The sequence below is a fragment of the Stieleria neptunia genome (genome assembly GCF_007754155.1).
In the GTDB taxonomy this organism is placed as follows: domain Bacteria; phylum Planctomycetota; class Planctomycetia; order Pirellulales; family Pirellulaceae; genus Stieleria; species Stieleria neptunia.
In genome coordinates this window covers 905,072-917,314 of the sequence record NZ_CP037423.1, presented here as the reverse complement: position 1 = coordinate 917,314, position 12,243 = coordinate 905,072, and the positions used below count along the sequence as shown (strand labels likewise).

Here is a 12,243-nt window from a genome sequence, read left to right as displayed (position 1 = left end):
GATGAGGGGAAGAAGATAACGAAACATTATTGGTTGAGGAGTTCTGAGGATTTCGTAGCACTAGGCGACATGATCTTCTTGCTGTGAACGGTTTTTCAGCAGGGCGACGGCGTGGGATTCTCCCCATTGCTTGAGCGCCATCAGAACCGGCTCGAGCGACTTTCCTTCTGTCGTCAACTCGTATTCGACCCGTGGAGGCACTTCCGCGTAGACGATTCGATTGACCAGTCCGCTGGCCTCCAACTCGCGCAGCTGCTTCGTCAGCATCCGTTGCGTGACACAACCGATTTTGCGTTTCAGCTCACTGAACCGGAGCCGGCCATCGAGCAGGTAGAACAGGACGATCCCCTTCCACTTGCCCCCGATCAGCTCCAGCGTCGCCTCCACCGGACACGCCGGCGGCTCGTAATCGCTGTGCCGAGATTGCTTCGCCACGGGTTTTGCATCGAGATCCCCAATAGTATCCATTCTGTGCCTACCTGCCTGAAATGTGCGTACTTGTCGGTGTGTCTGGTAGTGCTATTGTTGGCACACCAGAACGTTTTTGCAAACCGCTGGTTGTCGGAACGTTGGAATTTGCAATCGAAAAACCACATGCACAAGGATCGAAAATGAAAGCCATGTTGATCAACGCCTATGGCGCAGACGCCCCTTTCAAAGCGGCCGAAGTCGACAAGCCCGACGTCAAACCCGGTCATGTTCTCGTCAAGATCGCGGCGTCGAGCGTGAACACCGTTGACACGATGATTCGAAAGATGGGCAAAGAGTTGCCGTTGTCCCCGGACACTCCGGCCATCCTGGGAATGGACTTCGCGGGAACGGTTGAGGCCGTCGGTGACGGCGTGACCGAGTATTCGGTCGGTGATGAAGTTTACGGCTGCGCGGGCGGACTGGCGGACCTGCCGGGCACGCTGGCGGAGTTCATCGTGGCGGACAGCAAGCTGATTGCCAAGAAGCCGACCAACCTGTCGATGCGCGAGGCCGCCGCCTTGCCCCTGGTCGCGATCACGGCCTACGAAGGATTGACTCGCGCAGGGATCCAGCCGGGCCACAAAGTTCTCGTCCACGGCGGTTCAGGCGGCGTCGGTCATGTTGCCATTCAACTTGCCAAGCATTGGGGTGCCGAAGTTTACTCGACCGGCGGCGGCGAGAAGCAGCTGGCATTGATCGAACGATTGGGAGCGACCGGGATCAACTACAAAACCGAATCGGTTGAGCAGTACGTCGCCAAACACACCGGCGGGGCCGGGTTTGAATTGGTGTTCGATTCAGTTGGTGGTGCCAATCTGACGAATTCGTTTGAGGCGGCGGCGCTCAATGGCCAGATCGCCACGACGGTTTCCATGTGCGAATTGGATTTGACGCCGGCCCACTTCAAAGGGCTGTCGCTGCACGTCGTGTTCATGTTGATTCCGATGCTGCACCATTTTCAGCGCGAGCAACACGCAGAGATTTTGCGAGACCTCGCTCAGATTTCCGAGTCGGGCGGCCTGAACCCGGTGTTGGACGAAGAGCGTTTTTCGCTCGATCAGGTGGCAGACGCCTACGCCCGACTGGAAAGCGGAAAAGGCATGGGCAAAGTCGTTGTCGACTATCATTAGGCGACAAAACTGATGGAATCGCGGGTCGGTCCACGTACTGATGCGCAAACCGTCCACGAGCCCTATTCCACTCTGAAAAAATCGATGACCACCACTTACACCCACGGCCTGCGGGCACTCCTGACCTCCACGCTCTTGCTGGTCGCTCCCGGAGCCGTTCGGGCTCAGGGTGCTGCACGACCAGCCCCCCCGCAAGCGACCACCGAAGTCGTCCTTGCGTCGGAAATCAACTGGCGGCACCTGAACCCGGCACGCGGCGACGCCAGTCCGGCGGCGGGGACGTTGTGGGGCGATCAAACCAAAGACGGTGAATCGGGTTTTCTGGTCAAGTTCAACGACGGATTTTCGTCACCGCCCCACATTCACAACATTACCTATCGCGGAATCGTCCTCGCTGGCGGACTGCACAATGACGACCCCGACGCCGCGCCGCTTTGGATGCCTGCCGGTTCGTGGTGGATTCAGCCGGCCGGTGAAGTCCACATCACCGCTGCGAAAACGCTAAGCGTGGGTTACGTCGAAATCCAGAGCGGACCGTATCTGGTCAAAGCCCCCCAAGAAGCCTTCGACAACGGTGAACGACCGATCAATGTTGACGCGTCCAACATCGTTTGGCTGGATGCTTCCAACACGACATGGATTGACGGCCAGACGGAAACGCAAGCGGAAACCGACGCCGGTCCATCCGCCCGACTGACCTTTTTGTGGGGCAACCCGGACGGCGAGCAAGTCGTCGGCACGATGCTCAAACTGCCAGCCGGTTTCGACGGACAACTTCAAACCGACAGCCCTTCACTACGAGTCGTGGTCATCAAGGGCCAGACGAGACTGCATCTGGACGAAGGCGGTGAAGTTAAACCGTTGCCGAGTGGCAGCTACTTCGGATCGCACGGCCCCGCCTCGCACCGCCTCTCTTGCGACGACGCGTGCATCCTTTACGTGCGAACGCAAGGCAAATTCACACTTTCGCCGTAAGCGGCCGGGTATCAGGACCGCCGATGGCCTGACGGCCAACGCTCATTGCCGCCGCGCGCTCTTGGGGCAAGCTGCTTAGTCCTTGACGACCGGCGCTAGGTAAATATCACGGTACTTCACGCTTGTATGGTCACCTTGCAGGTGAATCGGGCCCGGCTGCGTCGGATCGGTGAAGACTGCGCCGCCGGTGGGGCCGGCAACGGGTTGGTTGTCGATCACCTTCTCGCCGTTGAGCACAACCGTGACGTGCCGATCGACCAATGTCAGGTCATAGGTCTGCCACTCGCCTCCCTTCTTGCCCGCGTTCTTAGACGGCGCGATGCTTCCAAAGATGGCTCCCACGCCTTGCTTGCCCTGCATCCGACTGTCCCGGTCGACGACTTGCGCTTCGTACATGCCGCGCAGGTAAACGCCACTGTTGCGGGACTCCCCAATGTTGAACTCGATGTGCAACCAGAAATCCTCGAAAACTGCGTCGGTCCGCAGGTTCGCATAGGCCCCCGTTGCGCTGAAGTCGGTTTTGGGGGTGGTGTTGACGAGCAAGCCGTCCTGAACACCCCACCCCATAATTTTGTCTCTCTCATGAGGTCGCCAACCTGTCAGGTCTTTGCCGTTGAAGAGCGAAATGGGGTGGCCGAAGCGGACCTTTGACAAATCGGGCGGTGTCGAAGGAACCGGCGGGATCTTCTTGCCCGTAAACGGATCCCGCTGGACCGTGCCGTCTTTGGAAGTCGAGACGATCACACCGTCAAGGATCCCGTTCTTGATGCCGACATTGACGGTCTTGGTGTCCGTCGCTTTCTTGTTTTGACGAAGCGTGAAGTTGAGCCGTCCATCCGAAAACGTGACGTCCTTGTGAGGCCCTTCGGGACCGACATGCAGTCGCAGTTTCACGTCCCATTTTCCATCCGATTGGCGAACGCTCATCCAAGCGGGCGTTCCCGATTCAAGCTTCAACGACCAGTCGCCCACGAGTTCGTGGGTGGCTCTGGCGGTTGCCGGAGAGAACCACAACAGAAAGAAAAGGGGGGCAGCGATGGTTGGTGCGATTGATTTCATGGCGTTAGTTCGAGAGAGGACGTCACGTGAGCCGCTGGCCGTCAGGCCTCGGGCCGTCAGGCCTCGGGCGGGTTCGTTTGACGATCACCGGTGGGTTGATTGTAACCGCAACGGGCCCGGCCGCTAACGCGTCGCGGCTCACGGTGAGTGGCATTGTGAGCCGCTGGCCGTCAGGCCCCGGGCGGGTTCGTTTGACGATCACCGGCTGGACCGATTCCCGAATTTCACGGCAAGCATTGACAACCCGGCCGTTACCTGTAAGATACAGCCATACGAAGCCCGCTCTCATCTCGCGGGCCAAATGAACCAACTCATCCTTTCAATTCACACGGTCTAAGTGAAATGGCTTCAAGAGAACAACGCAGCGTTCGGTTGCCACGTCTGGCCTTGGTGGTGCGACTGCTCTTTGCACTGTTTCTGTTTGGGACGGGGATCATGACGATGAGATTTGCGGTCAACGGCTATCCGGTCGGCGAATCGCCGGATGAGGTTGGGCGATTCATGATTGCGCTGCAAGAGACGGGTTATCTGATCTTCTGGGTCGGCCTGTTCAAGACGATCGCCGGCGGACTGATGTTTTTCCCGCGGACGGCGCCCCTCGCGGTCCTGATGTCGCTGCCCTACGCCTTCAACATCCTGCTGTACGTGACCTTTTTCGCTCATCAGTTCCTCGTCATCGGGATCCCCGATTTCGCGGCCTGCGCTCTGCTGATTTACTGTTACTTTGATTGGTATCGCCCGATCTTTGCCGGCCCCACAAGTTCGGCCCAGCATTCGTCCGCTGGAGTTCAGGATCCGCCTGGAGGTGAACATGCACTTTGATTCCGAATCGTCGCCCGGGTTCGCGATCGGCCGTGTCGCCCACCTGATTCGCTCCGGGATGGCAGCGGTGTTGAAGAGCGCCGGTTGGCCGTTCTCACCCGAGGAAACGCAGACGCTGATCACTTTGTCAGACGCCGGCCAGCCGCTGAGCATGAACGAGTTGGCAGCTCGGATGATTCGCGATCCGACGACGGTGAAACGCCAGCTGGATCGACTCGTTGAACAGAAGTTTGTCGAGCGGAGCGTCTCGAGCGACGACGCACGCGTTGTGATGGTCGGTTTGACTCGCCGCGGCGAACAGAGACTTCAAACGGTCCTCCCCTTATTGGACGACCTTCGGAAAACTGCGCTCAAGGGCATTGCAAAGTCGGAATTGAATGCGACGCAAAACGTTCTGCAGAAGATGCAGAAGAACTTAACGAACCAACTTTCTAAGCGGAAGGATCTTTAACAAGATCCACTGCCCGAATGACTGAACTGCGTTGACTGAGTTGACTGAGTTGCGTTGGAACACTTGTTATCGACAGGAGAATAGCGAAATGCACATAGGTTTAAAAACAGGCGTTCTGTTGCTGAGCACCGTACTGGTTGCCGCACGTGCCAGCGGACAGACACAGGTTGCCCCCGAGACGGCACTGCGGATGCTCAATGCGCAGCAGCAACAATTCGAGAAAGGCATTGTCAAAGTCTCCGACAGAGTTTTTACCGCCGTCGGGTTTCACGGGGCGAACACGTCGATGATCGTGGGAGACGACGGAGTGATCATCATTGACACGTTGATGGGACCGACCAGCGCCGCGAACGCGTGGAAGGCATTCCGCGCCTACAGCGACAAACCGGTCAAGGCGATCATTTACACCCACAGCCACGGCGATCACATCGGCGGAGCGAGCGTTTTTGCGGGCGATGAAACGCCCGACATCTATGCCACGGCGACCTTCGGTTCGGCCGAAGGCGTGACCCAAGCAGTCGGTGCAGCCAAGCAAAAGCGAGGTGCACGACAGTTTGGACGCAATCTCTCACCGAGTGAGAGCACCAATCGCGGCGTTGCTCCTTCCGGAACCATCGATCACGACCGCGGCAAAGGGTTTCTTCCCCCGACGGTCACCGTTCCCAGCGGCGGTCTGAAAACGACGATCGCGGGCGTCGAGATCGAATTCCATCTCGGACCGGGCGAAACCGACGATGCACTGTTCGTCTGGCTGCCGAAGGAAAAGGTGCTGTTGGCGGGCGACAATTTCTACAGCTCGTTTCCCAACCTGTATGCGATTCGGGGCACGGCCTATCGCGATGTGCTCAGTTGGTCCGAGAGCGTTGCGAAGATGGCCGAGCTGAAGCCACACGCTGTGGTTCCCGGTCACACGATGCCGATCATCGGAGAAGAAACGGCCACGGAAGCGTTGGAGGATTACAGCGAAGCGATTCGCAGTGTGTATGAGCAAACGGTTCGAGGCATCAACGCTGGGAAGGGGCCCGACCAACTCGCACACGAAGTCGAACTTCCCGGGCATCTGAAAGACAGACCGTATTTGATCGAATTCTATGGCTCGGTGCCCCATGCGGTACGAGCCATCTATTCAGGGCTATTGGGCTGGTACGACGGCAATCCGACAACGTTGAATCCGCTTGAGCCCAGGATGAAAGCGAAAAAAATGGCCGAATTGGCCGGTGGGACGCAAAAACTGACGGCCCAGATGGAAGCCGCTTTGGCGAACGACGACTTCCAATGGGCGTTGGAACTTTCCGATCACGTAAAATGGCTGGACGATGCCGACAGGGAACTCGCCCGCAAAGTGAAGATCAAGGCGCTGCGAGGCCTGGGGGCACGCGAGTACAACGCTCCGAACCGCAACTACTACTTCAGCTATGCTAATGAGCTTGAATCGGGGCAGTTGAGCGATCTGTGGTTTTAAATCTTTTGATGGAGATTCGCGTTGGCTAACAACACCCGAAACAGATTGTTTCAATTCGTGAAGCGAGCTGGACGACGGTTGCTATTGGTTCCTCCGCTACTGGTGGGCGTGGCGATCGCCGTCTGGATCGTGGGCAACCGCCCGCAGCCGGAGCGTGAGGTCGCCGACGAAGCATCGCGGATGCTGCGGATCATCGAAGTTCCTGTGGTTGACGTGCTGCCGCAAGTGGTCGGTTACGGAACGGCCACTCCGGGAAAAACATGGCAGGCCGTTGCGCAGGTGGACGGTCAGATTGTCGAGGTTCATCCCGAGCTTGAATCCGGTTCGTTCGTCAGCAAGAACCAATTGCTGCTGAAGATCGATCCGACGGAATATCAATATGCGGTCGCTCAGTTGGAGGCGGAAATCCTGCAGGCGAAGGCGCTGATCGAAGAGCTAACGCGGACCGAAGAAAACCTGCAAGCGTCATTGAAGATCGAGCGAGAGGCGCTGAGCGTGACGCAGCGCGAGATGGAACGCAGTGAACAACTTCTTGCACGCGACGCAATCTCGCAAACCGATGTCGACGCTCAACAGCGATCCGTCCTGACGCAACAGCAGCGGCTTCAGGAACAAACCAGCGCGTTGAACCTTTTGCCGGCTCGGAAGCTAAGCCAGCAAGCCAATCTGGAACTCAAGCAGGCCCAGTTGGCACAGGCGCAATTGGACCTGAAGCACACAGAGATTCGCGCGCCGTTCGATTGCCGGTTGGGCACGGTGACGCTGGACGTCGACCAGTACGTCGGAACGGGACAGTCGCTGTTCGAAGCGTACAGCAACGACCTGGTCGAGGTGGAAGCGCAGACGCCGATGCGCGAGGTGCGACGGCTGATTCGCAATCCGACCGGCAGGGCTGCGTTGGAGGAAATCACGATGCAGCGTGTGCGGGACATTTTCGACGTGCAAGCGATCGTCGAGATGGCTTCCACGGACATCCCGGCTCGCTGGTCGGCGAGATTCATGCGTGTGCGGGAGTCGCTCGATCCTCAAACTCGCAGCTTGAGCATGGTGGTGGGTGTCGACGATCCCTATGAGCAAGTGGTACCGGGGGTCAGGCCGCCGTTGCTGCAGGGCACGTACTGCCGGGTGACGTTCACGGGACAAGCTTGGCCTGGCCAAGTGATCGTTCCCCGACATGCCCTTCACGATGGCCATGTCTATGTGCTCGACGGCGAGCAACGTTTGCGTCGGCAGCTGGTGGAGGTCGAGTTTCAACAGGGAGAATTCGCCGTCATCAGTAGCGGGCTGGTCGGCGGAGAGACGCTGGTGGTCTCCGATCCCAGGCCGGCCATCGCGGGCATGCTGGTCGAACCGGTAACGGATCATCCACTGCGTGAGCGACTGATCGCCGGCGCCCGCGGCACCGATGCGGGTTCGCCGCCGCCATTGCCGGAGCAACGGCGCAGTGAAGTCGAAGGCAGTGAAGTCGAAGGCAGTGAAGTCGAAGGCAGTGAAGTCGAAGGCAGTGACGTCGAAGGCAGTGAAGTCGGAGGCAGCGATGATTGATCGATTCGCGCAGCATCCCACGTTAGCCAACCTGCTGATGCTGATGTTCATCATCGCGGGCTTGTTCGCATTGCCGAAACTGGAACGCGAGACCTTTCCGGAGTTTTCCGCCACGGAAATCCAGATCCGCATCCTTTATCGCGGGGCGACCGCCGAGGAGGTTGAGGAGGCGGTTTGCCAGCGCGTCGAAGACGCAATCGACGGAGTGGAAAACGTCAAAGAAGTCCGCTCGGATGCCCAGGAGGGCGTTGCCGTTGTCACGGTCGAAATGCGTGACGGCGCCGACATCGCGGTGTTTCAGGACGACATCGAATCGGAGGTCGAAGCGATCACCGAGTTTCCCGCCGATGTCGAAGATCCGGTGATCACACAGATCGGACGGACCGAACCCGTCATGGTTCTGCTCGTTTCCGGTCCGCTCTCGACGGGAGACCTAAAAATCTACTGCGAGGGCTTGAAAGATCGTTTGCAACAAGTGCCTCAAGTGTCGCTGGTGGAACTGGAGGGGTTTTCCGACCGTCAGCTCCGCGTTGAATTGTCCGATGAAGCGTTGCGACGTTACGGGCTGACGGCGGCGGAGATCGCCCGCGTCATTGCACGGCAAGGGATCGATCTGCCGGCCGGATCGTTGGAAACGCGGGAGAACGAAGTGCTGTTGCGGTTTGTCGAACAACGCCGCACGCCGGAGGAGTTGGAGGAGTTGGTCATCAAGGGCACCCGCGGCGGAGCGGAAATCCGGCTGCGCGATCTCGGCCAGGTCGTCGATGTGTTCGAGGACGAAGAGGTCAAGAGTTTGCTCGGGAGCGAGCGGGCCGGTGTGCTGCGGATCGAAAAGACGAAAACACAAGACGCCATCCGAGTCACCACGGCGGTGCGTGAGTTCCTTGAACTCGAGCGCCAGCGTCAGCCGCTCTTGGACCTGGTCGTGGTCAACGACATGTCGACGTTGATCCGCGATCGACTGCAACTGGTCCTCAAGAATGCCGTGCAAGGAATTATCCTGGTGTTCTGCACGCTGTGGATGTTCTTCAACCTGCGAATGTCGTTCTGGGTGGTGATGAGTCTGCCGGTGTCCTTTCTCGGCGCGCTGTTTTTAATGCCGATGCTGGGCTTGACCATCAACATGATCACGCTGGTGGCGATGCTGCTGGCAACGGGCATTCTGATGGACGACGGGATCGTCATCTCGGAGAACATCGCGCGGCATCTGAGTCTCGGCAAGCCGGCCATGCGGGCCGCGATCGACGGCGTGAAAGAAGTTTCTGGCGGTGTGGTTTCCTCGTTCCTGACGACGATCTGTGTGCTCGGACCGCTGGCGTCGCTGTCCGGGTTCATCGGCAAGGTACTGGAAGTCATCCCGATGGTGTTGATTCTGGTGCTGGCGGTCAGTCTGATTGAAGCGTTCATTATCCTGCCGGCCCACCTTGGTCACTCGCTCGGACACACGGGGCTGGATCGGCCCGGCCGTCTCCGTCGCGGAATCGATCAGGTGCTCGAGTGGCTCCGCGAATCCGTGACCGGCAGGTGCGTCGATTTGGCGATCCGCTGGCGGTATCTGTTTCTGGGCAGCCTGGCGGCCTTGTTTGTGGTTTCGCTGGCACTGGTCGTCAGCGGTATTGTGCCGTTCCAAGGCTTTCCCACCACCGAAGGCGAGATCGTTGAGGCGCGGATTCTGTTGCCGCAAGGCACGCCGGTGGACCGCACCGAAGAGATCGTGCAACGAATCTCGGCCGGCTTGGAAGAGGTCAACCGACGCTTCACGCCCGACCAGCCAGGCGGCAGGGACTTGGTCGAAACCGTTCAAGTCCAGTTCGGGACCAATGCCGATGCGTTTGAATCCGGTCCGCACGTGGCGACGGTGACGGCCGACCTGTTGAGTCCCGAGAATCGCGCCACCCGAATCGATGCGGTGATTCATGCATGGCGGGAAGCTGTCGGACGACTCCCTGACGTGATCAGCGTCACCTACGGCGAAGCGAGCTTCGGCCCCGCCGGGCGGCCGATTGAAATTCGATTTCAGAGTGCAGATCTGGGCGACGCCAAGCAGGCGGCGCAGCAGGCGCTGGCGTTTTTCGATCAGTACAAGGGCGTGTACAACCTGACGGATGATCTGCGGCCTGGGAAGCAAGAGTACCGGATTCGGTTGGATGGCGGCGCGGTCGGGCTGGGCCTGGACGCGACGACGATTGCCGATCAGGTACGGGCTGCGTTTCAGGGGACCACCGCCGACGAGATTCAAGTCGGTTCGGAAGCGTACGAAATCTTCGCCCGTCTGAACGCATCGGATCGCGACAGTCTGGCCGACTTCAACGATTTTCACGTCGTGTTGGCTGACGGCAGTCGTGTGCCGCTCTCGGCGGTTGCCAAAATCGAAGTCGCCACGGGCTGGTCGCGGATTGCCCGACTGGACGGCCGCCGCACGGTGACCTTGATCGGCGAAGTCGATACGCGGGTGGCGAACACGGCCAGTCTGATGGGCCTTTTTCGACGAGACGCGGTCGCGGAGATTGAACAACAACATCCCGGCGTTGACATTCAGATCGAAGGTGAGTCACAGGAGTCCGCCGAGACCGGGAACTCCATGATGCAGGCTTTTGTGCTGGGGCTGCTCGGTGTGTTCGTCATCCTCAGTTACCAGTTTGAAAGTTGGACTGAGCCGCTGATCGTGATGGCGGCGATTCCGCTGGCCTTGATCGGCGTCATCTGGGGGCACCTGATCACCGGCAACGCGCTTTCGATTCCCAGCGTCCTCGGATTTGTCTCGTTGGCCGGAGTGGTCGTGAACGATTCGATCCTGCTGGTGCTGTTTTTAAAACAGGAACGTACCACCGGAGCTGACGTGGAAGACTCCGCACGTCGCGCCAGTCGGCTCCGCTTTCGCGCCATCCTGCTCACCTCGGCCACCACCATCGCCGGACTAACGCCGCTGCTGTTCGAAACCAGCCGCCAAGCACAGGTGCTGATTCCGCTGGCCGTCAGCGTTTGCTTCGGCCTGCTCAGTTCGACGGTTCTCGTGCTGATCGCAATCCCCGCCGCCTATGTCGCCCTCGCCGATTTCGGATTGGTCACCCAGACGACGCAGAAACCAGAGGACCAGCAAGAAATGGTATGACAATGCCCCACATTTCGCTGTGACTGCTTGATCCCCCGCATTCCACGCTCGCTTCTGCTCAACCACGGACTATCGCGACGCGGTACAATTCATTCATGACAAGACGGTGGAAGGCATCAATCAGGGCCTGACGCCCGACGAACTGGTCGAGTCGGTGCAACTTCCCGAGTCGCTGGCCGGCAAGGACTATTTGCAGCCGTTTTATGGTCATCCCCAGTGGGGCATCCGCTCCGTCTTCAATGGATACCTTGGTTGGTTCGACGGCAACGCATCGAACCTGTTCCCGTTGCCGCCGAAGGCTGAAGCGATGCGGGTCGCAAAGCTGGCCGGCGGAACGGACAAACTCTTGGCCGCTGCCAAAACCGCACTCGCCGAGGACGACGACCAATGGGCTGCCCAGCTTGCCGATCATTTGTTGGCCATCAACAAAGACGACAGCGATGCGAAGCAGACCAAAGCCGACGCGCTGACAAAGCTCGCTCGAAAGATGGTCAATGCGACGGCCAGGAACTACTACCTCACGGTCGCTCGCGAGCTTCGTGAAGAGTAATGCGTTGAGCAGGCAGCCTGCAATTGTCTCAATTGTTCATCCCCTGCGAGGATGATTCAACGCTGTGGCATCACCCAGTGCCATGTCTTTGGTTGACGCTGTCGGGACTGGAGTGGTTGGGCCGGCGTTGTGCTAAACTGGCGGGTGCAATGAACCCCTACACACCACCGACCGAAACCGATCACCGTGAGCCGTCTTCGTCCGATCCGTCTTGGATCGCATGGACGGGGATGGCACTGACGATCGCAATCTTTTCCGCCTACTTCGTGGCATTAATCGCAGGGTGATGCGTCATGAATTCCTCCGCCTCAAAAACCCAACCCGGCAAGAAGAAACGAAAACGGCAGGACAAACCGAAACGGCAGCGGAAACCGGGGATCCCGAGTTCGATGAAACCCGTGATGTGGATCATCGGGCTCGTCATCGGATTTGCAGTGATCCAGACCTTGATCGTCCTGGTCAAGAGCCACTGAAAATGGATCCGGGGGACACGGGGGAGATGGCAGAAAAATGGTGGGCAGAAAAATCAGGGGCGATCGAAGACAAGAAAATGGATGACAGGAAAAGAGAGGAAGAGTGACGTGCAACGTCGGGATGGGATCGGTGAGATTTTGTTCTCACCCATTTTTCTGCCCCTGATTTTTCTGCCATCTTACCCACGGCCGC

General features: G+C 58.8%; 12 protein-coding genes. 10 read left to right on the top strand and 2 right to left on the bottom strand.

The window, feature by feature from the left end; all coding sequences use genetic code 11:
- Positions 1-60: 60 nt before the first annotated feature.
- Positions 61-387, bottom strand: coding sequence for a winged helix-turn-helix transcriptional regulator (locus Enr13x_RS03195; protein ID WP_231744383.1), 327 nt, complete (start codon positions 385-387; stop codon positions 61-63).
- 224 nt (positions 388-611) lie between these two features.
- On the opposite strand from Enr13x_RS03195, the gene Enr13x_RS03190 reads away from it, so the two are divergent.
- Complete coding sequence (locus tag Enr13x_RS03190; protein WP_145384659.1) at positions 612-1,601, top strand: zinc-dependent alcohol dehydrogenase family protein; 990 nt, start codon at positions 612-614, stop codon at positions 1,599-1,601.
- 84 nt (positions 1,602-1,685) lie between these two features.
- Complete coding sequence (locus Enr13x_RS03185; protein ID WP_145384658.1) at positions 1,686-2,576, top strand: DUF4437 domain-containing protein; 891 nt, start codon at positions 1,686-1,688, stop codon at positions 2,574-2,576.
- Positions 2,577-2,651: 75 nt separating this feature from the next.
- Here the strand turns inward: Enr13x_RS03185 and Enr13x_RS03180 are convergent, their stop codons facing one another.
- Positions 2,652-3,635: a 3-keto-disaccharide hydrolase gene (locus Enr13x_RS03180; protein WP_145384657.1), complete on the bottom strand. Its 984-nt coding sequence runs from the start codon at positions 3,633-3,635 to the stop codon at positions 2,652-2,654.
- Between the two features lie 342 nt (positions 3,636-3,977).
- On the opposite strand from Enr13x_RS03180, the gene Enr13x_RS03175 reads away from it, so the two are divergent.
- From Enr13x_RS03175 to Enr13x_RS03145, 8 genes are all read left to right on the top strand, one after another.
- On the top strand, positions 3,978-4,457 hold the full coding sequence (locus Enr13x_RS03175) for a hypothetical protein (RefSeq protein WP_145384656.1): 480 nt from the start codon (positions 3,978-3,980) through the stop codon (positions 4,455-4,457).
- Positions 4,447-4,908, top strand: a complete 462-nt coding sequence (locus Enr13x_RS03170; RefSeq protein WP_145384655.1) for a MarR family winged helix-turn-helix transcriptional regulator — start codon at positions 4,447-4,449, stop codon at positions 4,906-4,908. The genes Enr13x_RS03175 and Enr13x_RS03170 overlap by 11 nt, the downstream gene beginning before the upstream one ends.
- 88 nt (positions 4,909-4,996) lie before the next feature.
- A complete protein-coding gene (locus tag Enr13x_RS03165; RefSeq protein ID WP_145384654.1) occupies positions 4,997-6,370 on the top strand; it encodes an alkyl/aryl-sulfatase in 1,374 nt (457 codons plus the stop codon).
- 57 nt (positions 6,371-6,427) lie between these two features.
- On the top strand, positions 6,428-7,915 hold the full coding sequence (locus Enr13x_RS03160; protein ID WP_231744066.1) for an efflux RND transporter periplasmic adaptor subunit: 1,488 nt from the start codon (positions 6,428-6,430) through the stop codon (positions 7,913-7,915).
- Positions 7,908-11,027 carry an efflux RND transporter permease subunit gene (locus Enr13x_RS03155; RefSeq protein ID WP_145384652.1) on the top strand — a complete coding sequence of 1,040 codons (3,120 nt, stop codon included), beginning with the start codon at positions 7,908-7,910 and terminating at the stop codon, positions 11,025-11,027. Before Enr13x_RS03160 ends, Enr13x_RS03155 begins: the two co-directional genes overlap by 8 nt.
- A 106-nt stretch (positions 11,028-11,133) precedes the next feature.
- The gene (locus Enr13x_RS03150; RefSeq protein WP_231744065.1) at positions 11,134-11,577 is read left to right on the top strand and encodes an alkyl sulfatase dimerization domain-containing protein; all 444 of its coding nucleotides are present in this window, start codon (positions 11,134-11,136) and stop codon (positions 11,575-11,577) included.
- A gap of 149 nt (positions 11,578-11,726) precedes the next feature.
- Positions 11,727-11,864, top strand: coding sequence for a hypothetical protein (locus Enr13x_RS38765; protein WP_231744064.1), 138 nt, complete (start codon positions 11,727-11,729; stop codon positions 11,862-11,864).
- Entirely contained in the window at positions 11,864-12,157 is a 294-nt protein-coding gene (locus tag Enr13x_RS03145) for a hypothetical protein (RefSeq protein WP_145384651.1), read from the top strand. The genes Enr13x_RS38765 and Enr13x_RS03145 overlap by 1 nt, the downstream gene beginning before the upstream one ends.
- Positions 12,158-12,243: the final 86 nt, after the last annotated feature.